This window comes from Pantoea sp. SGAir0418 (assembly GCF_043529865.1).
Window position 1 is genome coordinate 545987 of sequence record NZ_CP027911.1, and the last position, 26818, is coordinate 572804.

A 26818-nucleotide genomic window follows, 5' to 3' on the forward strand; every position below is an offset into this window, starting at 1 on the left:
TGCGCTGAGGTAGGAAGAGTGAAAATCACACTGGAAGAGTTACGCGCCTGGGTCGCGGTGGTGGACACCGGTTCGATTACCGCCGCAGCGGAACAGCTGGATCAAACCAGCTCCGGCATCAGCCGGGCGCTGAGCCGCCTCGAAAGCAAACTGCAAACCACACTGCTGCACCGCACCACGCGTCGCCTGGCGCTGACCGAAGAGGGGCTGATTTTTCTCGATCACGCGCGGCAAATCCTCGCGTCGGTGGAGCAGGCCGAAGAGCATATCGCGCAGCGGCGCGACATTCCCTCCGGACGGCTGCGCGTCAACGCCAATACGCCATTTACCCTGCATGTTATCGTGCCGCTGGTTGCCGAATTTTGCGCGCGCTATCCGCAAATTCAGCTGGAGCTGAACACCGATGACATTGTCATCGACCTGCTTGAGCAGCAAACTGATATCGCTATTCGCATTGGTGAACTGCGCGACTCCACGCTGCGCGCGCGCGTGCTGGGCAGCAGCGCGATTCGCCTGCTGGCCAGTCCGGCCTATCTGGAAAAAGCCGGCGCGCCACAGAGCGTGAAAGATCTGCTGACGCACCAGCTGCTGGGATTCAGCCAGCTGGACGCGCACAATGTCTGGCCGGTATGGCAGCGTGAAGGCGAGTTTTTGCGCATCAAACCCACGCTGTGCGCGTCGAGCGGCGAAACCCTGCGCCAGCTGGCGCTGGCCGGCCAGGGCATTGTGCGGCTATCGGATTTTGTCAGCCGCGAGGATCGCGCCAGCGGCCGGCTGGTGCAGGTGCTGGAAAATGACACGCGCGAACTGCGCCTGCCGATTCACGCGGTGTACTATCGCAACCAGTCGCTCAGTTCCCGCATCACCTGTTTTCTGGATTTTTTACGGGAAAAAATTCAGGAAAATCATCTGTTATAGTCCTGTTCTGTTTGAATAACCTTTCCTGTTATGTTCTGCCCTCATCGATAAAAACGCTTTAATTCAATCGGTTAATGATTTAGCTATCTTTCGGCCGCCCATTTAAGAATTTTTTCCTAACGGGACATTTCTTATGTCTCGGATTTATCTCTTTCCGGATTATGTCGCAACTTTGAGCCCATCCGTGGGCAGAGCCAGGGAGATTGCGGCGCTTGCCTGCAAACGCGCAGTCAAAATTAATCGACGGAAGGAAGAATCATGAACGTTTCACCCGTAAGTGTGGCGGTTATCGATAAGAAAACCATAACCAAAGCGGAAGTGCTGCGCGCCGGTAAAGACGGCAAAGCAGTGAAGATTCAGGCAATTACCAACGGTAAATATCTGCTGACGCAGAACCAGGACGGCACCGCGCCTGAAAACATCACCGTTAAACGCGCAGGGAAAAACCTGCTGGTGATGCTGGAAGGCTCAGACGCCAGCAAGCCGGATCTGATTATCGAAGATTTCTTCGCTAAATCCGGCACCTTAGTGGGTAAAGCGGAAGACGGCGAAATGCACGCTTACGTCGCGACGGACGGCAATGCCGACCACGAAGCGGCCGCGCTGGCCGACGGCGAAACCACCGCGCTGGCGCTGGGTGAAGGCAGCGTTGATGATAATTCCGGCTACGCACTGGCCAGCGGCTTTGAATGGTCGCCGGCACTGATTGCGCTGGGTGGCCTGGCGGCTATCGCAGCAGCAGCGGGCCTCGGCTATGTCGCGGCGAAACACCACTACGACAATAACGACGGCAGCCACAGCGGCAAAGGTGAAGGCGGCGGTGGCAGCGGCGGCGGCGATATCAGCAAGCCCACCATCAGCGATGTGATTGATGATATCGGCGACGTGACCGGTTCGGTAGCTAACGGCGGCCGCACCGATGACACCATGCCCACCTTCAACGGCACCGGCACGCCGGGTAACACCATTGAAATATGGGATGGTGAGACGCTGCTGGGTGAAGTGCTGGTGGATGACGAGGGTAACTGGACCTTTACGCCGGAAAAACCGCTGGCGGCTGGCAATCACAGCATCGTTACCGCCGAGCGTAACGCCGAAGGCGTGGTGGGTGAAGAGAGCGATCCGTGGGAATTCATCATCGATCTGACGGCGCCAGCCAAAGGCACCATCGGCAGCGTGATGGACGATATGCAGGATCCGCCGGTGCTGATCGAAAAAGGCGGCGTGACGAAAGACAATACGCCAACGCTGACCGGTAAAGCTGAAGCGGGCTCGACGGTAGAAATCTGGAACGATGGCGTGAAGCTGGGCACCGCAAAGGTGGACGCCGAGGGTAACTGGACCTTTACGGCTCCGGCGCTGCAGGATGGGCGACACGAGCTGAGCATCGTGGTGGTCGATCAGGTGGGTAATAAATCACTGCCATCCGATCCGTTCATCGTTGATGTGGACACCGTGGCGCCGGAAAATCCGGGCATTGGCGTGATCAAAGACAGCGAAGGTAATCCGCTGGAAGACGGTTCCACCACAAAAGATCTGCGTCCGACGCTGGAAGGCACCGGTGAAGATGGCGATATCGTGGTGATTATCGACAACGGCAAGCCCATTGGTTCGGTGATTGTAGAAGACGGCAAGTGGACCTTCACGCCAGAAAACAATCTGAAACCGGGCGAGCACGAGCTGGAAATCGTGGTGCGCGATCCGGCCGGTAACGAATCGCCGGCCTCAGAAAAGGTCACGATTGGGTTTGAAGGCGATACGCAAGAGCCGGGCGATCCTGATCCTGTCGACGGCCTGCCCGATCCGGACGTTCCGGTTTCTGGCATGATTGAGCATATCTTTAAAGACAACAACGACGCCGGCGTGCGTACGCCAATCGAAAACGGCGGCGCGATGAACGATCCGAGCATTATTGTCGCCGGTAAAGGCGTGCCGGGCGAGCTGGTAACCATCTACATTGTCGGTCTGGAGAATAGCTACAGCTTCACTACCACGATTGGGGCTGACGGCAAATGGGAGCTGACGACGCCGGATCTGGCGGATGATGTTTATCAACTGCGCGGCGTGTTCTCCAGCGATGGCGAAGTGACCGGCAAAACAGACATTTATGAAGTGGAAGTCGACACCATTCCACCGCCGCCGCCGGAGATTAATGCGCTTGAGCTGGCCGGTCTTGATATTTCCGCTCTGCTTTCCCTGGACAATCATGAACTGTTCAATGAGGCCGACGATCAGCCGCAGCCGATTAATGCGGAATTACTGCAGCTTAATAACGATGCGTTTAATGACTGGAATAATCAGGAAAGCCAGAGTGGTGTGATAGCTGAAAATAATTCCCAATCAGATGCGCTGTTCTTACAGAACGAAATCGAACAATTCTAATTTATCTGGAGCATACAGGTGCAATTTATTGCACCTGTGAAACTTAAATGAAAATTGCAAAAAAATTACTTTTAGCTTCACTGGTGTGTGCGCCAGTATTCACGACTTTTTCAACCCAGGCGCAAAATTCATTTGGTGCCGCATGGCGTAGTTTATCGCCGGTATCGGCAGAGCAGGCGCGGGTGGTTTATTATCGTCCGGCTTCATTAACCGGGGAAAAACCGGCGAATATTTATGTCGACGGTGAATTCCATACGTCGTTACTGGCCGGTGGCTATACGGTGTTTTGTGTTGCGCCGGGAACGCATTCGCTGGGCAGTTATGTCAACGACGCGCCAGATTATCAGGGTAAACGCGCGCAATCGTGGACTGATAAACTGGCTGCCGGTAAAACCTACTACATTCGCGCTAACCTCGATAACAGCGGTCGTCCGCTGGTGGTCAGCCAGCAGCAGGCGCAGCAGGAATTGCTGAGCACCAAACGTCAGGCTCATCTGCTGTCACGCGCATCGTCGGTACAGCGCTGTCAGGAAGGAACAACTGAAGCTTATGATAACTATGCGTTTTCATCTGACCTGCTGTTCCGCTTTGGCAGCGCCAACAGTAACGACATCTCCGCACAGGGGCGCGAAGCACTCAGCAGCTTTGCCGGCATGCTGAAAAAGGAAAATGCCGCTCAACGCCACATCATCGTCACCGGCTTTACCGATCCGATTGGCAGCGACAGCAGCAATATGGCGCTCGGCCAGCGCCGCGCCGAGGCGGTGAAAGCACTGCTAATCGCTCAGGGGATGAATGCGGCTAATATCACCGCGCAGAGCATGGGTGAGTCTCAGGTCGAAACTAATTGTTCAGGCAGCCTGCAGGAGCAGAAAGCATGCTATGCCAGCGAGCGCCGGGTTATTATCAGTGTAGAAAATAAGTGATCTGATTTAATTATTTTAGCAGCACATTCTCACATCTCATATTGATGAGGTGTGAGGCACTGTGCCTCGATAAAGTTATTAAGGGTTCATATAACTTAATCGATTAAGACGTTTCTCGTATTGTCTGCAGGCATAAAAAGCGAAATTAAACCTGTATTCGGCTGGAAATCCCGAAACATTATTTAACGTAAAAGGAATGCACATCATGGCTAATATTCAAGGTAAATTAGAGAACGCCCGCGTTATCTCGACCAAAGATCAGTTTTATAATTGGATCGATAAGGAAGTAAAAAATGCCAACGGCGGCAAGCTGGAAATCACAATTGATGGTGAAGTGCACATTGTTGATATCAGCGAGGACGGCAAATGGTCATTCGACCCGAAAACCAGCTGGTTAGACGGCACCCATGTCATTCAGCTGGTATCGATTGATAAAGCGACTAATCCGAGCGACCCGGCTATCTATATTCTTGATATGGATACAACGCCTCCGGCGAAACCGGAAATCTGGCGCGTAATTGATAATGCGGCGGAAGATCACTATCTGACGCCGGGTGATGCCACCAGCGATAAAACGCCGGCGCTGTCCGGTGTGGCAGAGCCTGGCACCATTGTTACCCTGTACGATAACGGTGAAGAGATCGGTTCAGTGGTAGCAGACAAAATGGGTGCATGGAGCATCACGCCGGAGCTGGCAGACGGCGAGCACAAACTGACCGTGATGGCGAAAGATAAGGTTGGCCATGAAAGCCCGGTTTCTGATGCTTTCAACCTGACGATTGCCGACGGTGTGATCACTAAGGCAGTGAACGAAGCGGTATCTGAAACGCCGGCAGAATCAATCACTATGGACGCGGATCCGTTTCCGGGTAAACCCATTAAAACCATCAATAAAAACATTATCTCGTTGAGTGCTGATAATGCTGAACCCAATGCATTAGTACAGATCGTTATTGATGATACAGTTTACACTACCCGTGCTGATGCCAGCGGCAAATGGCAGTTTGAGTCACCGGAGCTGAAAGAGGGTTTGCACGTTGCCGGCATTCGTTATCTGGACCGTGCGGGCAACTGGGGACCATCGACTCAGCTTATCCGCAATATCGACACCTCTGCACCAGAAGCACCGCAGATTATGCGCGTGATCGATAATGAAGGCAGCGCGGATAGCTATCTGACGCCGGGCAACTACACCAACGACAAAACACCAACCCTGTACGGTGTTGCTCAGCCGGACAGCGTAGTAAAAATCTACGATATTCGCTCCAATGTGATTGGCAGCGTAAAAGCCGGTGCCGATGGCCGCTGGAGCTTCACGCCGGAACTGACCACCGATGGCACCCACGTGTTTAGCGCCAGCTACACTGACCGCTTCGGCGCCGAGAGCCCGCGTTCTGACAACTTTACGCTGTCGCTGGATACTTCCGTACCGGGTACGCCAGAGCTGGCTCAGGTTTACGATGATGAAGGACGCGTTACCGGTCCGCTGAAGTCAGGTGACATCACCGATGACAAAACCCCAACCCTGTCGGGCGTGGCAGATGCGGGCGTGATTGTGCGCGTGTGGGATGGCGACAAACTGATTGGCTCTACCGTGGCGAACAACCGCGGTCAGTGGAGTCTGGATATTGAGCTGGGTGAAGGTGAGCACTCGCTGGTCGTGGATTCCATCAGCAAAGGCGGCACCGTTTCTGAGAAAACCGATCCGTTCAAACTGGTTATCGACAGCAACATCCTGCCGGCACCGGTGGTGGATGAGATGGTCGCCAACAACGGTGATGAAGAGCGTGTTCTGCAGCCAGGCGATTCCACTAACGACACCACGCCAGTGCTGCGCGGTGAAGGCAACGACGGCGACATCATCTATGTAATTGTTGACGGCGAAAAAGAGCCGGTGGCTTCAACTGTCGTTAAAGATGGTAAATGGGAAATTGAATTGCCAGAGCTGGCGGAAGGTTCACACGATATTGAACTGATCGCTAAAGATCCATCCACCGGCAAAGAGTCACCGACCTCAGATCCAATTAACGTGATTATCGATATTACGCCTCCGGATCAGCCGCAACCACCAACGATTGTCGATAACGAAGGTGACAACACCGGTCCGGTTGAACCAGGTAAGCCAATTGATGACAACCGTCCAGGTTTCGGCGGCGAAGGCGGTACCCCTGGCGACAAAGTGGAAGTCATCATTGATGACGGTAAAGGTAATCCGGTGGTGATTGGTACCGGTATCGTGGGCGAAGACGGCAAGTGGGAAGTGAAACCTGAGAACCCAATCGATGACGGTAACTATCAGGTTATCATCGAGATCACCGATCCGGCCGGTAACGAATCGCAGCCATCCGATCCTATCGATCTGATCATCGACACCAAAAAACCAGGCTCAATGGAAGGTTCGTACATACTGGAGGATAACGTCGGTCCTATCCAGGGTGAGATCGAAAATGGCACGGTCACCGATGACAAACAGCCAACGCTGAAGGGCACGTCACCGGATCTGTCGCAGGTCATCATCTACATCGACGATCGGGAACCTGTCGTGGTTGATGTTAAGGATGGCAAGTGGAGCTACGAGCTGCCAGAACTGGGCGAAGGCAACCATAAAGTTGAAGTACAGCCAGTGAGCCAGTCCGGTGTGAAAGGTGATAAAGAGGCCGCCATTAACTTCGAAGTTGATACCACCATTCCTGAGCCGGTTGAAGGTGGCGCAGGTGCTAACTTTGAAGGCGTGTTTGCAGATAAAACCGGCACTGAAATCCCGGTGCGCCCGGACACCAACGATGACACCCTGATCTTCAAAGGTAAGGGCTCAGAAGACGGTACTATCGTGATGATTTGGGGCGACGAAGCGCGTACCCAGCTGATCGGTTCTACCGTGGTAGAAAACGGCGTGTGGCGCTATGAGTCAGACAAACTGGCAGAAGGAGATTATGCCTTTAACGTCACGGTTCGCGATGCAGCCGGAAACGAACTGGTCATCGACCATACCGTTAAGACCAACGTCGACGTCACCCCGCCGCCGCCGCCAGAAATCAACTCGATCTTCGCTGCGGGTGCTACGGATGTAGAAGGGCTGATGAGCATGTCGCTCAACGACATCATGACGCAGGGTCAGGATTCACTGTTTATCGACAACGGCAAGTCACAGCTGGTAGTGAACGCTAAACAGGGCGAGGCGCTGACGCTGGAAGACATCCTGCCAGCCGGTGAAGATGCCAGTTCCTGGCAGCAGGCGACCGGTACCGTCACCGTCGGCGGCACCGAGTACAACGTCTACAGCAACGGTGATGCGGAACTGCTGGTGCAGAACCTGCACAACGAACAGCACTGATCATTGATTAGCTGCTAAACAAAAGCCCCGGTCGCAAAACCGGGGCTTTTTTTATGCCTGCAGCGGAAAAATCAGGCGGTCGGTTCCAGCACCAGAATTTTCACGTCCACCACGTCATCTTTGATGGTGGCGCGGTGCGCATCCATGTGCGGCATCTGCTGATGCTGCTCCAGATGGCGCAGCGATTCCCACTGCTCAAGCATAAAGATCGAGTCTGGCGAGTTCTGCTTCCACGGCACCTGCGCCTGGTGATCGACCAGCGCATCGTACTGATGGCAACCCTCTTCTTCCAGCACGACAGGGATCAGTTTATTAATCGCCTCCAGTACCTGCTGACGGCGGCCCGGCTTAACGCAAATTTCTGCAACCACAGTTAACATAACGCTTCCTTCTGTTTTTTCCCGGTGTGCTTATAGTTAAGCAAAGATCTGGCTGAGATGAGTCCGATAACGTGCGATATCGCGCGGCACGTCCGGCTGTTTAATCACGTCGTTACAGATAAAGGTCGGCAGACTTTCCATACCGAGGAACTGATTGGCTTTATGGAAGTGCAGGTACAGGCCGTCCACGCCGACGCCTTCAAAAAACTGGTCGGGGTCGGTAAAGGCTTCCAGCGGGGCGTTCCAGGTCAGCGACAGCATATATTTTTTGCCCTGAATCAGGCCGCCGGAACCGTATTTTTTGCTGGCATCGCTGCGCGAACGGCCATCGCTGGCGTACAGCGCGCCGTGGCCCAGAGTAAACACCTCATCGATGTACTTTTTCACCGTCCACGGCTCGCCCATCCACCAGCCCGGCATCTGATAAATCACCACGTTGCTGTCGAGGTATTTCTGCACTTCGTCCGCCACGTTGTAGTCGCTATCAGCAACGGTCACCTGAACCTCATGGCCCAGATCGCGCAGCTGGCTGGCCGCCACTTCGGTCAGGGTATGGTTCAGCTCGCCTTTGGAATGGGCAAAGGTCTTGCCGCCGTCGATAATCAAAATCTTGCTCATGGATAATTCGCTCCGTTTCTCGTAGATGCCGCCCACTCTACGCGCGCGCGCGGGGCAAAAAAATGCGTGATTGATCACAAGACTTTTGCTCTCAAAGCAATAATGCCGTCACTTATGCAACAATCCACACGCAAACCAACATCCACTTAAAAAGAACACACCATGAAAACTGTGATACTGAGTGCTTTACTTCTGATGGCCGGCGCGGCTCAGGCGCAATCCCACCTTGATGACGTTCGTCAGAGCAAAACCCTGAAGGTCTGCACCACCGGCGATTACAAGCCTTACACCTTTCTGCGCAGCGACGGCCAGTATGAAGGGCTGGATATCAGCATGGCGCAGTCGCTGGCCGCCAGCCTCGGCGCAAAAGTAGAGTGGGTGCCGACCACGTGGAAAACCCTGAGCGAGGATTTCTTAGCGAAACAGTGTGATATCGCGCTGGGCGGTGTCTCCGTGACGCTTAAACGTCAGCAGATCGCCTGGTTCGCCCAGCCGCTGGGCGTCGATGGCAAGATTCCGCTGGTGCGCTGCGCGGATAAAGCGAAGTACCAGACGGTTGAGCAGATCAACCAGCCGCAGGTGCGGGTAATCGAGCCGGCCGGTGGCACCAACGAAGCGTTTGTGCACAGCCATCTGCCGCAGGCCAGCCTGCAGCTGGCGGAAAACACCGGGATTTTCCAGCAGCTGGTGGATAACAAAGCCGACGTGATGATCACCGATGCTTCCGAAGCGCTGTTCCAGCAGCAGCACTATCCGTCGCTGTGTGCCATCAATCCGCAGCAGCCGATGCAGTATGGCGAGAAGGCTTACATGATCCCGCGTGATGATATGAGCTGGAAGCTGTATGTCGATCAGTGGCTGCACCTCAGCACTTCCACCGGCGAATATGCGCAGATCGCCAGACAGTGGCTGGGCGTAGTGAAGTAATCGTTAGCGATAAAGGGTATTACGACAGGCGTTACCGTCCCGTAGCGGCGCAATTTATTGCGCAATCAGCAGCAGTGCGGCGGGTGAATACGCGCGATAAATAAAGCCGCTACGGCATGTGCAACTGACATCCTGTACTTGCGTAGCGGCCCTATTTATTATTTTGAAATCAACGATACAACCCGGCTTTACCCAGCCCGCCAAACAGATTCATCTTGTAGCGAAGCACCGCTTTCGCGGCGGCGATGGCGTCCGGATAAATCACATTCGGATCCCACCAGCTCTCCCGCGCGAGGATCTCGCGCAGTCGGGCGAAATAGGCAAACTTCATGTCGCTGGAGATATTGATCTTGCCTACGCCTAGCGTCACCGCCTCGGCGATCTCCGCGTCCGGATTGGCCGAACCGCCGTGCAGCACCAGCGGAATGTCTACGCGCTGGGAGATATCCTTCAGAATGTGCATCTGCAGCTCGGGTTTCATATCTTTGGGATAGATACCGTGCGCGGTGCCAATCGCCACCGCCAGCGTATCGACGCCGGTGCGCTGCACAAAATCTTCCGCCTGCGCCGGTTCGGTGTAGATCACCTTGCTCACGCCGCCTTCCACCGTGGTGCCGGTATCGCCGATGGTGCCGAGCTCGCCTTCCACCGACACGCCCACCGCGTGCGCCAGCTTCACCACCTCTTTGGTCAGCGCCACGTTCTCTTCGTACGGCAGCAGCGAGCCGTCAATCATTACCGAGGTAAACCCGCACTGAATAGCGCGCAGCACCTGCGCAATTGAAGCGCCGTGATCGAGGTGAATGGTAAACGGCACGCGGCTTTTCAGAGTGCGTTCGCGCACGTAGCCAAAAAATTCATCAGTGACAAATTCCAGTTCGCTCGGATGGATAGAAATAATGGCGGGCGTGTTGGTGGCTTCGGCTTCTTCCACCACGGCCCGGATAAAGCAGCTGTCAGCGACGTTAAATGCGCCGATGGCGAAGCGATGTTCACGGGTCGGGGCCAGCATCTCTTTCATTGAAATCAACATGTTTATGTTTCCTTAGCGTGAGTTTTACCAGAGCCGGCGCACGCGCCGGCCCGATGAGGGATAAGAAGAAACAGTTGGAAATTGCGCCGCGATCGGGGCGGCGCGCCGTCAGTAGCGGTTTGCCGACCCTGACCAGCTCAGATATTCAATAACCACTTCGCGACAGGCGGATTCCATCAGCGCCAGCACATCAGCCAGCTCAGCCTGCGGGTGCTGGCGCAGCGCCTGCTGCACCGCGTGCTTACCGGCATCGAACACCGCAGCGCCGACGTTGATCTTGGCGACGCCACAGGCGCTGACGCGGCGTATATCCTCCGCCGAAGTGCCCGAGCCGCCGTGCAGTGCCAGCGGCCGCGTCGTCACCGCGTGCAGCTGCTGCAGTCGCTCGAAGTCGATCTTCGGCTTTACGCCCGGCGGATAAAGCCCGTGCGCGGTACCGACCGAAATCGCCAGCAGGTCGATGCCGGTCTGCTCAATAAACGGCAGCACGTCTTCCACCCGCGTCATCTTCACGGCGGCATCGGCCAGTTCATATGTGGGCGCATCGGCGATATGCCCCAGCTCGCCTTCAACGCACACGCCAGCGGTATGCGCCATCTTCACTACCGCTGCGGTCTGACGAATATTGTCCGCCAGCGGCTCGGCCGATGCGTCAATCATCAGCCCGGTAAAGCCGGCACGAAACGCCTGACCAATCAGCGGAAAAGCTTTGCCGTGGTCGAGCGCCAGAGCCACCGGCACCGCAGCCTGAGCCGCCAGCGCCTGTACCAGCGGCGCCGCCACCGCCGGCGGAAAATGCGCGCTGTGTCCCTGATACACGTTGAGAATCAGCGGCGCGCGCTGCTGTTCCGCCGCCTGAATCGCCGCGCGGGCGGTTTCGAGGTTGAAGCAGTTGATCGCCAGCACCGCGTACTTGTGCTGGAAGGCGGCCTGAATCAGGTCATTCATCATGGCAAACATGCGGGCTCCTTATTCCAGAGTGAATTTGATCTCTTCATCGCGGACGCCGGGCGCTTCCACGTCATCGAACTCTTCATCCTGCTGCGTGACCGGTTTTTTCATCACCGACAGCATCACGCCGCACACCACGGTGCCGATGCCGAGCGCCAGGCAGAACAGCCACGGTTTGGTGAACAGCGGCACCACAAACATGCCACCGTGCGGCACCGGCGCTTCCACGCCCCACACCATAATCAGTCCGCCGGCCAGCGCTGAGGCCACCACGCAGCTGGCTACCACGCGCAGCAGGTCGCGTGCCGCAATCGGAATCACGCCTTCGGTAATCATGCAGATGCCCATCGGGAAGGCGGCTTTCAGCGCCTCTTTCTCTGCTTTGGTGTATTTGTGGCGCGTCAGCAGATACGAGAGAGTGATGCCGAACGGCGGAATGATGGAGCCGACAAACTTCACCGCTTCCGGACCGTAAATGCCGTCGACCAGCATGCCGTCGGCGAACAGCGACATGGTCTTATTGATCGGCCCGCCAAAGTCGAAGGTGGCCATCGCGCCGAGGATGGCGCCCATCACGAACTTTGAGCCGCCCTGCATGGACTCCAGCAGATGAATCAGCGTCTTTTGCAGCCAGACGATCGGCTGGCCGATAAAGGTCATCATCAGCAGCCCGGCGATAATGGTGCTGAGCAGCGGCAGCACCATGATCGGCATCAGCCCCTGCATCGACTGCGGCAGCCTGATCACCCGGCGCAGCAGCAGCACGGTATAGCCGACGAGGAAACCGCCCAGAATGCCGCCGATAAAGCCGGTGCCGATCTGGCCACAGATAAAGCCGACGATCAGGCCAGGCGCAAAGCCGGGACGATCGGCAATTGAGTAGGCGATGGCGGCGCTGATCAGCGGCACAATCAGCCCCATGCCCCAGCCGCCGATCTGGTTCAGCATCCACGCAATGCTGCCGGTCTGCTTGCCGACGTCCGGCCCGCCAATCACCTGGCCGAGCGCAATGCAGATGCCGGCGGCGACGATCAGCGGGATCATCCATGAGATGCCGGTAAGCAGGTGGCCTTTGATCTCCTGGCCGTACTGACGTTTGTGATCGCTCATGATCGATCTCCTCAGGCGCGCGCCAGTGAATCCGCCACTTTTTCGAGGAATTTCACCGGTGACTTGATCACCACTTCGGTTTTCACTCGCACGATGGGTTTGCCCTGAAAGCGCTCTTCGCCGTTGATCTTGACGTCAACCGCGAGGATCACCACGTCAGCGGCGTCGATCTGCTCACGCGTCAGCGGCGTTTCAGTGCCGATGGTGCCCTGGGTTTCGACGTGGATGGTGTGGCCCAGCGCGTGAGCCCCCTTAATCAGTTTTTCGCGCGCAATGTAGGTATGCGCGATGCCTGCGGTGCAGGCCGCTACACAGACGATATTCATGTGGCACCTCAAGGTGTTGGGTGTTAACAGAGGTCGGTTTCGGCGTACTGACTAAACAGCCGGATGATATTGCCGGGGTCATTCTCCGCCAGCAGTCGGGCTATCACCTCATCATCGGCCAGCGCGCTGGCCACCTGCGACAACAGGCGAATATGGGTGGTGTTCTGATCTTCCAGCCGCACGGCGAACAGGATGATGCAGCGCACCTGGCTGCCATCCAGCGTTTCCCACGGAATATCCTGCTGGGTGCGGCCGATGGCGAGCGTGGTTTGTCTGACCGCCGACGATTTGCCGTGCGGAATCGCGATATGGTTTTCGAAGCCGGTCGAGCCTTCTGCTTCACGCAGCCAGACATCGGCAATAAACGCGGCGCGATCGCTGATGGCGCCGTCGCTCACCAGCAGATCGGTGAGTTCGTTGATCGCCTCTTCTTTACTGGTGGCGCTGAGCGCCAGGTTAACGCGGCGCGGCGTCAGAATGCGGGAAATGTCCATGGTTGCTCCTCATTCAATCAGTGTGCGGCCAACGCGCAGGGCGTGCCGTTGGGCAGCTGGCTGCCAATCATGGCGTCAGTGACCCGCCGGATATCGTCATCATTAAAAAAAGCGCTGACATACACGGCCGGAATGGCACCGGCGTCGAGGTGGATGGTGGTGATCACCAAATCCACCGCGTGGTGCTGACAAAACGCCGCCTGATTGCTGGCTGACACCACGCCGGCAATTTCCCAGTCCGGAAAAGCGCGTAATATGCGGCTCTTGAGCAGGTGCGAGGTACCCACGCCGCTGGAGCACACCACCAGGATGCGTTTGTGGGCGATCTGCCGCTCCAGTGCCGCCTGGAAATGGACGCACAGATAACCAATTTCATCCTCAGCCACCGGCGACAGGGCGAAGGTGCGCGCGGTCAGCTGCATTGCCTGCTGGGTCAGAGAAAATATCTCTTTCATTTCCTGTTTAATATCATCCAGCAGCGGATTGCGAATATGAATGTGATATTTAAGCCGGTTTAATAATGGCTTTATATGCACCAGTAAACCGTCAAATAATAAACGGTCCTGAGATAAATCCTGCTGAATAAACGCCGAGAAACGATCAATTAATTCGCAGGTTATTTTAACCGACTCGGCAGTGGAAAATTGATTATGCAGCGTCACCTGATCGCCACGCTCTTCCACCACAATGCCGGAGGAGACGATATATTGATAAATAAAACCGACTTCATCGGCCGGCAATGCACAGCCGATGCGTTGCTCAATGCGCGCCACCATCTGCCGGGCAATGGTGAGAATCGACTGATCCAGATCGTGCGCGGTGGTGAGAATGTTCAGCGCCAGCGCGTTGCCCTGCGCCATGCGGTGCATCATGATCAGGATGTGCGTGCACAGATTGAGATACCAGGCATCGCCCAGCGGATAACTCAGCTGCTGCTCCATCTGTTGCAGCAGCGTCTGCACAAAAGCCACATCCTCTTCGCCAAAATAGTGCACCAGCGCCTGCTGGCTGCCGGGATCGAGCCGCGGCAGCAGTGGCGTACCGGCGACCTGTTGCTGCATCACATCATTGATCAGCGACACCATCGCCTGACGCAGCGCCTGCTCATGGCCCTCTATATGCGTACCGCCCGGGCCGCGCTGCAGCGTTAATCCCAGCGGCTGCAGCCACTCTTCTATCACTTTCAGGTCGTTCACAATCGAGGCGTGGCTGATAAAGTAGCGCTCGGACAGCTTGCTGATTGATGTGGCACGCGGCGCATCGCTCAGTAGCTGGGAGGCGATTTTTATCCGCCGGCTGTTATGACTGAGCGCGTCGCCGGCCTCGTCGCCGTTCAGCTGTTGCTCCAGCTGCAAACGCTGCTGCATATCCTCAACCCTCAGCCGCACACCGCGGCCAGGGGTTTTCTCCAGCGTCAGCGCCCAGTTGCTGAGCCAGCTCTCCAGCCACTGCAGGTCGCGCTGAATGGTCTTTCCGGAGACACCGAGCTGTAACGCCAGCTGACCAATCGGCTGCGGCGCCGCCTGTTGCAACAGCAATTTCACTAACCGGTGTTGTCGCGAAGTTAGTATTTGCATTCGGTCACCCTTTATTTTGGTAAAACCTAATGGGATTTTTCCTTGTGGCATTTATTTCATTGCCAGCAAGCCGTCGCGAAAAAGGTGTGTCTTATGGAGTATGAATTTAGGAAAGGATGGCGGCTGCAACAATACTAAATGTTGTCCCGTCAGGCGGACAGTATTAATACACCGAGATGACAGGAAATTAAATGCGAGTTTGCTCACACAATAACGCGCTAAATAAGTGTGATGATGCTCTCAATCCTTTTTATTTTTTCAACCGGTGTCACGTTATTTAAAGTCGGGAGATTCTTTCTCTCCTCAACGGCTTCCCTGTGACTAAATCCCGCGAATAAGGTACTATCCTCGCCAAATGACCGCCGGATGACCCGCCGTTGCGGGCCACGAAGTGAGGATGCCAGCTTAATGAGTGAAATGACACAGGATGGCGCAGAGCGTCTTGCCCTGCACAAGTTTACTGAAAACGCGTACCTGAACTACTCCATGTACGTGATTATGGACCGTGCGCTGCCGTACATCGGTGACGGTCTCAAGCCGGTGCAGCGCCGCATTGTTTATGCCATGTCCGAGCTGGGGCTTAACGCCAGCGCAAAATTCAAGAAATCAGCGCGTACCGTGGGTGACGTGCTGGGTAAATACCATCCGCACGGCGACAGCGCCTGCTACGAAGCGATGGTGCTGATGGCGCAGCCGTTCTCCTACCGTTATCCGCTGGTGGATGGTCAGGGCAACTGGGGTGCGCCGGACGATCCGAAATCCTTTGCGGCGATGCGTTACACCGAATCGCGCCTGTCGAAATATGCCGAAGTGCTGCTCAGCGAACTGGGGCAGGGCACGGTGGATTACATCCCGAACTTCGACGGCACGCTGCAGGAGCCGAAAATGCTGCCGGCGCGCCTGCCGAACATCCTGCTCAACGGCACCACCGGCATCGCCGTGGGTATGGCGACCGACATTCCGCCGCACAACCTGCGCGAAGTGGCCGAAGCCGCAGTGCGCCTGATCGACAAGCCCAACACCACGCTGGATGAGCTGCTGGAGATCGTGCAGGGGCCGGACTTCCCGACCGAAGCCGAGATCATCACGCCGCGCGACGAGATCCGCAAGATCTACCAGAACGGCCGTGGTTCAATCCGCCAGCGTGCGGTGTGGAAAAAAGAAGACGGCGAGGTGGTGATCACCGCGCTGCCGCATCAGGTGTCGGGTGCGCGCGTGCTGGAGCAGATCGCCAGCCAGATGCGCAATAAAAAGCTGCCGATGGTGGAGGATCTGCGCGATGAATCGGATCACGAAAACCCGACGCGGCTGGTGATTGTGCCGCGCTCCAACCGGGTGGATCTCGATCAGGTGATGAACCACCTGTTTGCCACCACCGATCTGGAGAAGAGCTACCGCGTTAACCTCAACATGATCGGGCTGGATAACCGTCCGGCGGTGAAAAACCTGCTGGAGATCCTCTCGGAATGGCTGGTGTACCGCCGCGATACCGTGACGCGCCGTCTCAATCATCGTCTGGAACGCGTGCTGCGTCGTCTGCATATCCTCGAAGGTTTGCTGGTAGCGTTCCTCAATATTGATGAGGTGATTCACATCATCCGCAGCGAGGATGAGCCGAAGCCAGTGCTGATGTCGCGCTTTGACATCAGCGAAACCCAGGCCGAAGCGATTCTGGAACTGAAACTGCGCCATCTCGCCAAACTGGAAGAGATGAAGATTCGCGGTGAACAGGCCGAGCTGGAAAAAGAGCGCGATCAGCTGCAGGCGATCCTCGCCTCTGATCGCAAAATGAGTAACCTGCTGAAGAAAGAACTGCTGGCGGATAGCCAGACCTACGGCGACGATCGCCGTTCACCGCTGCACGAACGTGAAGAAGCGAAAGCGCTGAGCGAGAACGAGCTGGTGAGCGCTGAGCCGGTCACCATTGTGCTGTCGCAGATGGGCTGGGTGCGCAGCGCCAAAGGTCACGATATCGATCCGGCAGGATTAAGCTACAAAGCCGGCGACAGCTACCGTGCCGCCGCGCGCGGCAAGAGCAACCAGCCGGTGGCGTTTATCGACTCCACCGGCCGCAGCTATACGCTGGATCCGACCTCGCTGCCGTCGGCACGCGGGCAGGGCGAGCCGCTCACCGGCAAGCTGACGCCACCGCCGGGTGCGGTGATTGAGCAGGTGCTGATGGAAGCGGACGATCAGAAGCTGCTGATGGCCTCCGATGCCGGCTACGGTTTCATCTGTACCTTTGCCGATCTGGTGTCGCGCAACCGCGCTGGTAAAGCGCTGCTGACGCTGCCGGAAAACGCCAAAGTGATGACGCCGCTGGCGGTGCACTCTGGCGACGACATGCTGCTGGCCATCACCCAGGCGGGGCGGATGCTGATGTTCCCGGTGGCCGATCTGCCGCAGATGTCGAAAGGCAAGGGCAACAAGATTATCTCGATTCCGTCCGCAGACGCCGCCGCAGGCGTGGACAAGCTGCAGTGGCTGCTGATTCTGCCGCCGGGCAGTTCCATCACTATCTACGTCGGCAAGCGTAAGCTGATCATGCGTGATGAAGATCTGCAGAAAGTGCGTGCTGAGCGCGGCCGTCGCGGTAGCGTATCGCGCGGACTGCAGCGGATCGATAGCGTGGAAGTGAATGCGCCAGCGCGGCCAAAAAGTGACGCGAATAGCGAAGAGTAAGACTGAAAAGGCGAAGGACTGCCACATTTGAGGAAGCTATGTTACTAATTTTACGCACGTTGATCGTTGTGATTTATTCGATTCTGGTTTGTATATTTGGCAGCATCTGGTGTCTGTTTTCACCGCGTAATCCGCGCCACGTGGCGACCTTTGGTCACATGTTTGGTCGTCTGTCGACGGTGTTTGGCGTCAAAGTCGAACTGCGTAAACCGGCGGATGCCGAAAGCTACGGTAACGCGATTTACATCGCTAACCATCAGAACAACTACGACATGATCACCGCTGCCAATATCGTGCAGCCGACCACGGTCACGGTGGGCAAGAAAAGCCTGCTGTGGATCCCGTTCTTCGGCCAGCTCTACTGGCTGACCGGTAACCTGCTGATTGACCGCGATAACCGCGCCAAAGCGCACGGCACCATCGGCGAGCTGGTGGCGCAGTTTAAAAAGAAGAAAATTTCCTTCTGGATGTTCCCGGAAGGGACGCGCAGCCGCGGACGCGGTCTGCTGCCGTTCAAGACCGGCGCGTTCCATGCGGCGGTGGCGGCGGGCGTGCCGATCATCCCGGTGGTGGTCTCTAACACCCACGGCAAAATCAAACTGAATCGCTGGAACAATGGCTTAGTGATCGTGGAAATGCTGCCGCCAGTGGATACCACGCAGTTTGAAACCACGTCGGTACGTAAACTGGCGACCCACTGCCGTGAATTAATGTCTGCTAAGCTGGAAGAGTTGAACGCTGAAGTCGCCGAACGCGAAAAAAACGGTAAAATCTAGCCGGCAAAAAATGGCTCACCCGCAGCGCTATGGCTCGATCTGTCGGGTGCATTGATGTGCTGCGGATCCCGCCATTTGTAGGGTGCGCATTGATATGCAGCAGGTCTCGCCGTTTGTAGGGTGCGCATTCATGCGCACCGGGTCCCGGATGCGCATTGACCTAACCCGGACACACAGCCGCGCCTGTCGGGCGCTTCACAACACGATTAAAAATAACAACATGGACACGGCGTCTTCACGCCACGCTCAAAAGGTCTGAAGTTTTATGTCTTGCAGCAGACGTCAGTTTATTCAGCTTTCTGCCGGTATGGCGCTGGCTTCCAGCGTTATGCCTTACGCCGCCCGCGCCGCCGCGCCATTGGGCGATGTGCCTTTGCCGGTGCCGCCGCTGATCGAATCACGCCGCGGTCAGCCGCTGTTCCTCACGCTGCAGCGCAGCCACTGGTCCTTCAACGGCAACAGCAACAAAGTGCCGGTATGGGGCATTAATGGCCTGTATCTCGGCCCGACGGTGCGCGTTTACAGCGGCGATGATGTCAAACTGATCTACAGCAACCGCCTCAATGAACCGGTGGCGATGACCGTCAGCGGTTTGCAGGTGCCGGGCGCGCTGATGGGCGGTGCGCCGCGCATGATGTCCGCCGGCGTAGACTGGGCGCCGGTGCTGCCGATTCGTCAGGGCGCGGCCACGCTGTGGTATCACGCCAACACGCCGAATCGCATGGCGCCGCACGTCTACAACGGCCTGGCGGGCATGTGGCTGATCGAAGATGACGTCAGCAAAGCGCTGCCGCTGCCGAAGCATTACGGCGTCGATGATTTCCCGCTGATTATTCAGGACAAGCGCCTCGATAACTTTGCCACGCCGGTTTATAACCCACCGTCGGACGGCGGGTTCCTCGGCGATACGCTGCTGGTTAACGGCGTGCAAAATCCGTATGTCGAAGTGTCGCGCGGCTGGGTGCGTTTGCGCCTGCTTAATGCGGCCAATGCGCGCCGTTTCGATCTCAGCTTTAGCGACAACCGGCCGTTTACGGTGATTGCCAGCGATCAGGGCTTCCTGCCCGCGCCGGTAGCGGTGCAGACGCTGTCGCTCGCGCCGGGTGAACGTCGCGAAGTGCTGGTGGACATGTCGCAGGGCGATGAAGTGTCGATCACCGCAGGCACGGCGGCAGGCATTATGGATCGTCTGCGCGGGCTGTTTGAGCCGTCATCGATTCTGACCAATACGCTGGTACTGACGCTGCGCCCGACCGGCCTGCTGCCGCTGGTGACCGACAACCTGCCGATGCGCCTGCTGGCGGATCAGATTCTCGATGGCGTGGCGGTGCGCACGCGCGAATTCCGCCTCGGCGACGGCACGCCGGGCATTAACGGTGTGCTGTGGGACATGAACCGCATCGATACGACGGTGCAGCAGGGCACCTTTGAGCGCTGGATCATTCACGCCGACCGTCCGCAGTCGCTGCATATTCAGGGCGTGATGTTCCTGATTAAGAGCGTCAACGGCGCGCAGTCGATGGGAGAAGATCGCGGCTGGAAAGATACGGTGTGGGTGGATGGCGATGTCGAACTGCTGGTGAGTTTCCCGCAGAGTTCGTCAGAGCATTTCCCGTTTGTCTATTACAGCCAGACGCTGGAACTCGCCGATCGTGGCACGGCAGGGCAGATGGTGGTGAATCCGGTCGGGTGAGGTGCGTTTCTTTTCCCTCACCCTAACCCTCTCCCGCTGTACAGTCCGGGGACATGGCAGACAGGTGTTCGGGGACATAGTGAACACTTTTTAACATCCTTTACCCATGGTGATCGACTTTTTCTTCAGGTCGATCACCCCCACTTTTGTGCTGTACCACCACACCTCGTAATAACCGTCTTCCCCCGTCTCCTTCAGCCCGACACGCTCTCCCCTGAACGCCTTTCCCGCCTTCAGGCTGAGTCCTTTTACGCTCAGCTTCCCGCTGATATCCACCTTCCTGACCATCACGCCCTCGTCGTATTCCGGTGGCGCTACGCGGACGCTGTACTGCCGCGATGAGGGCTGATAGCGCGACGCCGGCACCGCCATCTCCAGCGCCTCATGCGGGCGCTCGAGATTGTAGACCGTCCGCCAGTGGTCGAAGGCGCGCTGCAGCTCACCGCTGTCCGCGAACCACTTCCCCTGCAGCACTTCCGCCTTCAGGCTGCGGTGAAAGCGCTCCAGCTTCCCCTGCGTCTGCGGATGATACGGCCGCGAGTGCCCCACCCGGATGCCGTGGCGCATCAGCCACAGCTCCACTGCCGTCCAGGTGCCGGTGGTGTCGCCCCACGGCGAGCCGTTGTCCATCGTCATCCGGTCCGGCAGGCCGTAGCGCTCAAAGACGCTGACCAGCTGCTCCTGTACCGTCTCACGCCGTTCGTCAGCGCAGTGCACCAGGCACAGCGAGAACCGGGAGTGGTCGTCCAGCAGGGTAAGCGGGTGGCAGCGGCCGCCGCCAAAGGGAAAGTGGCCCTTAAAATCCATCTGCCAGAGCCGGTTCGGGGCCGCATGCTCAAACCGGCCGGTGGCCGGGACGCCCGGCGCTGCGCCCGGCAGCAGGCCGTGGCGGGCCATCAGGTTGTGGACGGTGCTGAAGGCCGGCATGCCGTGCCCGCGGTCTTCGAGCCAGCGCTTAATCTTGCGGGCCCCCCAGTGCTGATGAAGCTCGTGCGCCATACGCAGAAGGTCAGTGATGTCGTCAGATGAGCGGCTGGGTGAGTGACGGGGCGCGCGGGAGCGGTCCTGAAGGCCGGACGGTCCTTCCTCCTCCCAGCGGCGAAGCCACTTGTAGCCGGTGGCGGGAGATATGCCGTAGCGGCGGCACAGCTCGCGGATGTTCGCCCCGTCTTGCGAGGCGAACAGAACAAACTCAGTACGTAATGACATGGTATCTCTCGCATCCCAGGGCATAAGCGACTCCATAAACGGGTTCTTATGCCTTAGTTGTAAGTGTCTACCATGTCCCCGAACAAGTGTTCACGATGTCCCCGGACTGTACACCCGCCAGCGGGAGAGGGAACCGTTTTGTGCAATATTACACACTGGCACACCGTTTCAGATTTGCGCGGACATCTCCCTCTCCCGCGTGCGGGAGAGGGCCGGGGTGAGGGTGCCTGGTTGCACAGTGTTACCCACTGGCACACCGCTTCAGACTCGCGCGGACATTTCCCTCTCCCGCGTGCGGGAGAGGGCCGGGGTGAGGGGGCAAACCGCACCCTTCACCCATCGCATCCTTAACCCACGTCACCCATTAAACTCTTCCGGATCCGGTCCCAGTCGCTTGCCTTTATCCAGCTTCGCGATCTCGCTCACTTCTGACTTATCCAGCCGGAAATCAAACACCTGGAAGTTCTCCTGAATGCGTGCCGGCGTCACCGACTTCGGAATCACCACCAGGCCGCTGTCCAGATGCCAGCGAATTACAATCTGTGCCGGCGTCTTACTGTACTTCTTCGCCAGCTCGCGAATGATCTCCTGATCAAACACGCCTTCACCGCCCTGCGCCAGTGGGCTCCACGACTCGGTCTGAATCTGATGCAACGCATTCCACGCATGCAGCGTGCGTTGCTGCAGCATCGGATGCAGTTCGATCTGATTCACCACCGGCGACACGCCGGTTTCATCAATCAGCCGCTTGAGATGCGCTTCATGGAAGTTACACACGCCGATGCTTTTCGCCAGGCCCTGCTGCTGCAGTTCCACCATTTTCTTCCACGCATCGACGTAGTGGTCTTTCTGCGGGCACGGCCAGTGCATCAGATACAGGTCCACCTGCTCCAGCTGCAGCTTCTTCAGGCTGGTCTCCATCGCCTGCTCAACGTTCTGCTGGTCATCATTCCACAGTTTGGTGGTGATAAAGATCTCATCGCGCGCCACGTCGGTTTCCTGCAGCGCCTGGCCAATCGCCTCTTCATTTTTATACGCGGCGGCGGTATCGATGGAGCGATAGCCGACCTTCAGCGCTTCCAGCACGGCATTGCGCGCTTCATCAATGCTGGCCTGCCAGACGCCAAGGCCGAGTTGCGGCATCATGTTGCCGTCGTGCAGTTTAATCCGGGGTTGCTCTGCCATAGTGACTCCTTATCGGTTGCAGTGACTTACCGTAAAAACGATGTGCTTAAGTCTAGTCAACAAACCTGACCTGAGGATCATTGTGGCAACCGAACGGCACTTTCGCCCGGTGCAATCCTGCAAAAATCTTGCCTGATTCTCCAGCCATCTGGAGCTTTATGCAGCAATGCGGCACACTGCGTTTTTTGCTGCCCGAGAGAGTGCCATGCCGAACGATGCCCTTTGCCGCCAGCTGGCGCAGCGCGTGATCACGCTGATGCGCGAGCCACAAAAGCCGCTGTGTGCGGTGGAAAACGTGCGGTTGATCTATGCAGAGGAACCGCTGCCGCGTACGCCGATGTTGTATCCGGCGGGCATCGTGATCCTGTTTCAGGGACACAAAACCGGCTACCTCGGCAGCACGGTGTTTCGCTACGACGCCACCAAATACCTGATGCTCACGGTCACGCTGCCGGTCGAGTGCGAAACTGACGCCACGCCGCAGCAGCCGCTGGCCGGCATGAGTCTCACCGTGGATCCGGCCAGTTTGCAGGATCTGCTGTTAAGCATCGGCGATGACGAGCAGTTTCAGCCGCAGCCGCAAACCTCCGGCATTCACTCTGCGTTCCTGAGCGAGGAGATGCTGTGCGCCGCGGAACGGCTGCTGGATGTGATGGATAAACCGCGTGATGCCCGCGTGCTCGGCCCGCAGCTGGTGCGTGAAATCATCTATTACGTACTGACCGGGCCGATTGGCGGCGCGCTGCTGTCGCTGGTCAATCGCCAGACGCAGTTCAGCCAGGTGGCCCGGGCGCTGCGCCGCATCGAGAACCACTTTGCTGAAAGCCTGAGCGTGGAAATGCTGGCGGCGGAGGTCAACATGAGCGTCTCGGCGTTTCACCATAACTTTAAGGCGGTGACCCAGACCTCACCGCTGCAGTATCTCAAGCGTTACCGGCTGCATCAGGCGCGATTAATGATGCTGCAGGATGGGCTGAAGGCCAGCGCCGCCGCCGTGCGCGTTGGCTATGAAAGCCCGTCACAGTTTTCGCGGGAGTTTAAACGGTACTTTGGCGTGACGCCGGGAGAAGAGGCGAGCCGCGCGCGCCAGACCGGGGCGCTGCTGCCGTTTGACGCCGCCTGAAGCGGCGGCGCTTTACAGAGGTCAGGCTTTCTGGCGACGCTTTTTCCAGATCACCACAATGCTGCCGCCGAGGCCGAGAAACAGCAGCACAATAGGCAGCACCATCAGGATCGCCATCACCTGATCTTCGTGGCGCTTGATAAACGGCACCTGGCTGATGCCGTAGCCCATCGCCACTACAATCCCGACCCACAGTGCGCCACTCAGCCAGTTGAAGAACTGAAAACGCCCGTTCTGCAAACCCGAAATGCCCGCCATGGTCGGCAGCAGCGTACGCACAAAGGCCAGAAAGCGGCCAACCAGCAGTGCCATCAGGCCGTGGCGGTTGAACAGGTGCCAGGCGCGCTGATGGTACTGCGCTGGCAAATGCATCAGCCAGCTTTTGACGATTTTAGTATTACCAAGCCAGCGCCCCTGCAGATAGCTCAGCCAGCAGCCGAGGCTGGCAGCGGTGGTCAGAATCACCATGGTCGGCACAAAATCCATCACGCCTTTGGCGATCATCGCGCCTGCCAGCAGCAGCAGGCTGTCGCCGGGCAGGAACGAGGCAGGCAGCAAACCGTTTTCCAGGAACAGCGTCAGAAACATCACGCCGTAGACAATCCACACTACATCCGGATTGGCCAGCGCGGCAAAATCCTGATGCCACAGCGCCTGGACAATCTCATGTAAAACACCCATCAGCTATCCCATCGAGTCACAAGGCTTGTATTTTAACCGTCCGGGACGGCGTAATCGTTGATCTCCGCTACGCCGCACCGGATGGTTTAAGTTTGGTTTATCTTTTTACGCTTTCAGGCGGGCAAAACCGGCTTTCAGGTCATCCAGCAGATCGTCAACGTGCTCGAGACCGATATGCAGACGCACCAGCGTGCCGTCAAAATCCACGCCGCCCGCCGGACGAATTGCCGCCAGCTCTTCCGGCTGGTTCGCCAGAATCAGCGATTCAAAGCCGCCCCACGAGTAGGCCATACTGAAATGGTGGAAGCGATCGAGATAATTTGCCAGCTGCGCCGGGGTGAGTTTTTCATGCAGGATGAATGAGAACAGCCCGCTGCTGCCGCTGAAGTCGCGCCGCCAGAACTCGTGGCCTTTGCACTGCGCCAGCGCCGGATGGTTGACGCGCGCCACTTCCGGCTGCGCCGCCAGCCACTCGGCCACGCGCAGGCCGCTCTCTTCGTGCTGACGCAGACGCGTAGCCAGCGTGCGCAGGCCGCGGCTGGCCATGTACGCGGTGTCTGCATCCACCATCTGGCCCATCAGGTAGGAGTTTTCGCGCAGCTGCGCCCAGCAACGTTCGTTGGCCACCGCAGTGCCGATCATCGCATCACTGTGGCCGATGATGTATTTGGTGCCGGCCTGGATCGAAATGTCGATGCCATGCTCCAGCGCGTTAAACAGCACGCCCGCCGCCCAGGTATTATCAATCATGATCACCGCGTCTGGCGCTTTGGCGCGCACCGCCGCGACAATCGCTGGGATATCCTGCACTTCCATGGTGATGGAAGCCGGTGATTCGAGGAACACCACGCGGGTGTTCGGCTGCACCAGTTCGCCGATTTCACTGCCGATGCAGTGCTCGAACCAGGTGGTGGCGACGTTAAGCTTCGCGAGAATTTTGGTGCAGAAATCCTGGGTGGGTTCGTACACCGCGCCGCTGACCAGAATGTGATCGCCGCTGGTGACAAACGCGAGGATGGCATTGGCGACCGCGGCCGCACCGCACGGATAGAGCACGCAGCCGGCGCCGCCTTCCAGTTCGGTCATCGCATCCTGGAAGGAAAAATGGGTGAGGGTGCCGCGCCGGCCATAAAACAGTTCACCGCTGGCGCGTCCGGCGGTGGCGCGTTGTTTGTCCGCGACGGAGTCAAAAACCAGTGAGGATGCGCGCTGAATGACGCTGTTAACCGAGCCCTGAGTGTAACGTTTGCTGCGTCCCGCGGTGACAAGCCGGGTATCAATTTTTTTCGTTGCCATCACTGCCTTTCCTGACACGTCTCACAAAGCATTCAACTTACCACGAATCGCGGCGCGGGGTTGAGCCCGTTTGCCGAATATCAGAGTGACGCCAGCACAATCGCGGAAAGAGGCTGGTTGTGGCTTTTATTACGCGGCGGAAAAGCAAAGCGCAATAAATTGCGCCGCTACGACCCGTGCGGGATGTTCGTCCGCGCCAGTTGCTCAATTCCGCAAACCGCACCAAACCGTAGCGGCGCGATTCATCGCGCAACCGTGCCTGCTGCTCCATCCCACAGACCGCACCAAACCGTAGCGGCGCGATTCATCGCGCTAAACATTGCGCCGTATCAATTCAGCGGGTTACAGCTTTGTAAATAGTAATGAGAACCACTATCACTTCGGTCGGTTTTTTTGCTATGATCCGCGCTTCAATCGTGAACGGTGCAACAGAAGTCGGAGACGCAGCGTGGTAGCCAGTGACTTGATGCAAACGGACCTCTCCGTTTGGGGCATGTATCAGCATGCCGATATCGTGGTAAAAATTGTGATGATCGGCCTGTTGCTGGCCTCGGTCGTTACCTGGGCGATTTTCTTTGGCAAATACGCGGAGCTGAGCGGGGCAAAACGTCGCCTGAAGCGCGAACAGCTGGCGCTGGGCGAAGCGCGCTCACTGAATGACGCGTATCGCGCTGCCGAAAACTTCAAAGCCAACAGCCACAGTGCCGTGCTGCTTGCCGACACGCGTAACGAACTGGAACTCTCCGCCGGCAGCGAAGACCTTGACGGCATCAAAGAGCGCACCAGCTTCCGCCTTGAGCGTCGCGTCGCGGGCTTCAGCCGCCACGCCGGTCGCGGTAATGGTTTCCTCGCCACCATCGGTTCCGTCGCGCCGTTTATCGGTCTGTTCGGCACCGTGTGGGGTATCATGAACAGCTTTATTGGTATCGCGAAAACCCAGACCACCAACCTCGCGGTGGTGGCACCGGGCATCGCGGAAGCGCTGCTGGCGACGGCGATTGGCCTGGTAGCGGCAATCCCGGCTGTGGTGATCTATAACGTCTTCGCCCGCATGATCGCCAGCTACAAAGCGTCGCTCGGCGACGTGGCGGCGCAGGTACTGCTGCTGCAGAGCCGCGATCTGGACCTCGGCAACGTCGATACCGCAAAAGAAGTTAACCGTCCGGCGGCGGCCCAGAAACTGCGCGTAGGGTAAGT

Annotated in this window: 22 protein-coding genes; 10 read left to right on the forward strand and 12 right to left on the reverse strand. The window is 57.5% G+C overall.

Going from position 1 to position 26818, the window contains the following annotated elements:
* Positions 1-18: 18 nt before the first annotated feature.
* The 4 genes from C1N84_RS02570 (at position 19) to C1N84_RS02585 (ending at position 7560) form a co-directional block, all read left to right on the forward strand.
* Positions 19-918 carry a LysR substrate-binding domain-containing protein gene (locus C1N84_RS02570; RefSeq protein ID WP_059009799.1) on the forward strand — a complete coding sequence of 300 codons (900 nt, stop codon included), beginning with the start codon at positions 19-21 and terminating at the stop codon, positions 916-918.
* Between the two features lie 258 nt (positions 919-1176).
* The gene (locus C1N84_RS02575) at positions 1177-3300 is read left to right on the forward strand and encodes an Ig-like domain-containing protein (RefSeq protein WP_058776527.1); all 2124 of its coding nucleotides are present in this window, start codon (positions 1177-1179) and stop codon (positions 3298-3300) included.
* A gap of 182 nt (positions 3301-3482) precedes the next feature.
* Positions 3483-4226, forward strand: coding sequence for an OmpA family protein (locus tag C1N84_RS02580; protein WP_394541711.1), 744 nt, complete (start codon positions 3483-3485; stop codon positions 4224-4226).
* A gap of 205 nt (positions 4227-4431) precedes the next feature.
* Complete coding sequence (locus tag C1N84_RS02585) at positions 4432-7560, forward strand: Ig-like domain-containing protein (protein WP_394541712.1); 3129 nt, start codon at positions 4432-4434, stop codon at positions 7558-7560.
* Between the two features lie 71 nt (positions 7561-7631).
* Here the strand turns inward: C1N84_RS02585 and C1N84_RS02590 are convergent, their stop codons facing one another.
* Complete coding sequence (locus C1N84_RS02590) at positions 7632-7940, reverse strand: putative quinol monooxygenase (protein WP_021509602.1); 309 nt, start codon at positions 7938-7940, stop codon at positions 7632-7634.
* 36 nt (positions 7941-7976) lie between these two features.
* Positions 7977-8558: an NAD(P)H-dependent oxidoreductase gene (locus C1N84_RS02595; RefSeq protein ID WP_394541713.1), complete on the reverse strand. Its 582-nt coding sequence runs from the start codon at positions 8556-8558 to the stop codon at positions 7977-7979.
* 162 nt (positions 8559-8720) lie between these two features.
* On the opposite strand from C1N84_RS02595, the gene C1N84_RS02600 reads away from it, so the two are divergent.
* Positions 8721-9485 (forward strand): transporter substrate-binding domain-containing protein, encoded by a 765-nt coding sequence (locus tag C1N84_RS02600; RefSeq protein ID WP_394541714.1) that lies wholly within the window; start codon positions 8721-8723, stop codon positions 9483-9485.
* A 169-nt stretch (positions 9486-9654) separates the two neighbouring features.
* Here C1N84_RS02600 and C1N84_RS02605 read toward each other — a convergent pair whose 3' ends face one another.
* The 6 genes from C1N84_RS02605 to C1N84_RS02630 all read right to left on the reverse strand — a co-directional run bounded on the left by C1N84_RS02605 (position 9655) and on the right by C1N84_RS02630 (position 14976).
* Positions 9655-10518, reverse strand: coding sequence for a ketose-bisphosphate aldolase (locus C1N84_RS02605; RefSeq protein WP_264441957.1), 864 nt, complete (start codon positions 10516-10518; stop codon positions 9655-9657).
* A 108-nt stretch (positions 10519-10626) separates the two neighbouring features.
* On the reverse strand, positions 10627-11478 hold the full coding sequence (locus tag C1N84_RS02610) for a class II fructose-bisphosphate aldolase (protein ID WP_058771376.1): 852 nt from the start codon (positions 11476-11478) through the stop codon (positions 10627-10629).
* A 9-nt stretch (positions 11479-11487) separates the two neighbouring features.
* Positions 11488-12579 (reverse strand): PTS fructose transporter subunit IIC, encoded by a 1092-nt coding sequence (locus C1N84_RS02615; RefSeq protein WP_058759786.1) that lies wholly within the window; start codon positions 12577-12579, stop codon positions 11488-11490.
* A gap of 11 nt (positions 12580-12590) precedes the next feature.
* Positions 12591-12905: a PTS fructose transporter subunit IIB gene (locus C1N84_RS02620; RefSeq protein ID WP_021313325.1), complete on the reverse strand. Its 315-nt coding sequence runs from the start codon at positions 12903-12905 to the stop codon at positions 12591-12593.
* Between the two features lie 23 nt (positions 12906-12928).
* Positions 12929-13399, reverse strand: a complete 471-nt coding sequence (locus C1N84_RS02625; protein ID WP_058771379.1) for a PTS sugar transporter subunit IIA — start codon at positions 13397-13399, stop codon at positions 12929-12931.
* A gap of 17 nt (positions 13400-13416) precedes the next feature.
* Complete coding sequence (locus C1N84_RS02630; RefSeq protein WP_264441958.1) at positions 13417-14976, reverse strand: BglG family transcription antiterminator; 1560 nt, start codon at positions 14974-14976, stop codon at positions 13417-13419.
* Between the two features lie 408 nt (positions 14977-15384).
* On the opposite strand from C1N84_RS02630, the gene parC reads away from it, so the two are divergent.
* The 3 genes from parC to ftsP all read left to right on the forward strand — a co-directional run bounded on the left by parC (position 15385) and on the right by ftsP (position 20127).
* On the forward strand, positions 15385-17658 hold the full coding sequence (gene parC / locus C1N84_RS02635) for a DNA topoisomerase IV subunit A (RefSeq protein WP_021509596.1): 2274 nt from the start codon (positions 15385-15387) through the stop codon (positions 17656-17658).
* Between the two features lie 38 nt (positions 17659-17696).
* The gene (locus C1N84_RS02640) at positions 17697-18434 is read left to right on the forward strand and encodes a 1-acylglycerol-3-phosphate O-acyltransferase (protein WP_021509595.1); all 738 of its coding nucleotides are present in this window, start codon (positions 17697-17699) and stop codon (positions 18432-18434) included.
* A gap of 265 nt (positions 18435-18699) precedes the next feature.
* Positions 18700-20127: a cell division protein FtsP gene (gene ftsP / locus C1N84_RS02645; protein WP_262257094.1), complete on the forward strand. Its 1428-nt coding sequence runs from the start codon at positions 18700-18702 to the stop codon at positions 20125-20127.
* 90 nt (positions 20128-20217) lie between these two features.
* Here ftsP and C1N84_RS02650 read toward each other — a convergent pair whose 3' ends face one another.
* Together C1N84_RS02650 and dkgA are read right to left on the reverse strand one after the other, a co-directional pair.
* A complete protein-coding gene (locus tag C1N84_RS02650) occupies positions 20218-21372 on the reverse strand; it encodes an IS481 family transposase (protein WP_238561055.1) in 1155 nt (384 codons plus the stop codon).
* A gap of 321 nt (positions 21373-21693) precedes the next feature.
* Positions 21694-22521 (reverse strand): 2,5-didehydrogluconate reductase DkgA, encoded by an 828-nt coding sequence (dkgA, locus tag C1N84_RS02655; RefSeq protein WP_021509593.1) that lies wholly within the window; start codon positions 22519-22521, stop codon positions 21694-21696.
* A 205-nt stretch (positions 22522-22726) separates the two neighbouring features.
* On the opposite strand from dkgA, the gene C1N84_RS02660 reads away from it, so the two are divergent.
* The gene (locus C1N84_RS02660; RefSeq protein WP_021509592.1) at positions 22727-23644 is read left to right on the forward strand and encodes an AraC family transcriptional regulator; all 918 of its coding nucleotides are present in this window, start codon (positions 22727-22729) and stop codon (positions 23642-23644) included.
* A gap of 21 nt (positions 23645-23665) precedes the next feature.
* On the opposite strand, the gene C1N84_RS02665 is transcribed toward C1N84_RS02660, so the two are convergent.
* Both C1N84_RS02665 and metC read right to left on the reverse strand, forming a co-directional pair.
* Entirely contained in the window at positions 23666-24325 is a 660-nt protein-coding gene (locus C1N84_RS02665) for a DedA family protein (protein ID WP_021509591.1), read from the reverse strand.
* 105 nt (positions 24326-24430) lie between these two features.
* Entirely contained in the window at positions 24431-25621 is a 1191-nt protein-coding gene (gene metC / locus C1N84_RS02670; RefSeq protein WP_264441959.1) for a cystathionine beta-lyase, read from the reverse strand.
* A 466-nt stretch (positions 25622-26087) separates the two neighbouring features.
* On the opposite strand from metC, the gene exbB reads away from it, so the two are divergent.
* Entirely contained in the window at positions 26088-26816 is a 729-nt protein-coding gene (exbB, locus tag C1N84_RS02675) for a tol-pal system-associated acyl-CoA thioesterase (protein ID WP_031280126.1), read from the forward strand.
* Positions 26817-26818: the final 2 nt, after the last annotated feature.

Coding starts and splice junctions, on each gene's coding strand:
- C1N84_RS02575 (WP_058776527.1), top strand. CDS start 1,177: ATGAACGTTTCACCCGTAAGTGTGGCGGTTATCGATAAGAAAACCATA.
- C1N84_RS02585 (WP_394541712.1), top strand. CDS start 4,432: ATGGCTAATATTCAAGGTAAATTAGAGAACGCCCGCGTTATCTCGACC.
- C1N84_RS02590 (WP_021509602.1), bottom strand. CDS start 7,940: ATGTTAACTGTGGTTGCAGAAATTTGCGTTAAGCCGGGCCGCCGTCAG.
- C1N84_RS02595 (WP_394541713.1), bottom strand. CDS start 8,558: ATGAGCAAGATTTTGATTATCGACGGCGGCAAGACCTTTGCCCATTCC.
- C1N84_RS02600 (WP_394541714.1), top strand. CDS start 8,721: ATGAAAACTGTGATACTGAGTGCTTTACTTCTGATGGCCGGCGCGGCT.
- C1N84_RS02605 (WP_264441957.1), bottom strand. CDS start 10,518: ATGTTGATTTCAATGAAAGAGATGCTGGCCCCGACCCGTGAACATCGC.
- C1N84_RS02610 (WP_058771376.1), bottom strand. CDS start 11,478: ATGTTTGCCATGATGAATGACCTGATTCAGGCCGCCTTCCAGCACAAG.
- C1N84_RS02615 (WP_058759786.1), bottom strand. CDS start 12,579: ATGAGCGATCACAAACGTCAGTACGGCCAGGAGATCAAAGGCCACCTG.
- C1N84_RS02620 (WP_021313325.1), bottom strand. CDS start 12,905: ATGAATATCGTCTGTGTAGCGGCCTGCACCGCAGGCATCGCGCATACC.
- C1N84_RS02625 (WP_058771379.1), bottom strand. CDS start 13,399: ATGGACATTTCCCGCATTCTGACGCCGCGCCGCGTTAACCTGGCGCTC.
- C1N84_RS02630 (WP_264441958.1), bottom strand. CDS start 14,976: ATGCAAATACTAACTTCGCGACAACACCGGTTAGTGAAATTGCTGTTG.
- parC (WP_021509596.1), top strand. CDS start 15,385: ATGAGTGAAATGACACAGGATGGCGCAGAGCGTCTTGCCCTGCACAAG.
- C1N84_RS02640 (WP_021509595.1), top strand. CDS start 17,697: ATGTTACTAATTTTACGCACGTTGATCGTTGTGATTTATTCGATTCTG.
- ftsP (WP_262257094.1), top strand. CDS start 18,700: ATGTCTTGCAGCAGACGTCAGTTTATTCAGCTTTCTGCCGGTATGGCG.
- C1N84_RS02650 (WP_238561055.1), bottom strand. CDS start 21,372: ATGGAGTCGCTTATGCCCTGGGATGCGAGAGATACCATGTCATTACGT.
- dkgA (WP_021509593.1), bottom strand. CDS start 22,521: ATGGCAGAGCAACCCCGGATTAAACTGCACGACGGCAACATGATGCCG.
- C1N84_RS02660 (WP_021509592.1), top strand. CDS start 22,727: ATGCCGAACGATGCCCTTTGCCGCCAGCTGGCGCAGCGCGTGATCACG.
- C1N84_RS02665 (WP_021509591.1), bottom strand. CDS start 24,325: ATGGGTGTTTTACATGAGATTGTCCAGGCGCTGTGGCATCAGGATTTT.
- metC (WP_264441959.1), bottom strand. CDS start 25,621: ATGGCAACGAAAAAAATTGATACCCGGCTTGTCACCGCGGGACGCAGC.
- exbB (WP_031280126.1), top strand. CDS start 26,088: ATGCAAACGGACCTCTCCGTTTGGGGCATGTATCAGCATGCCGATATC.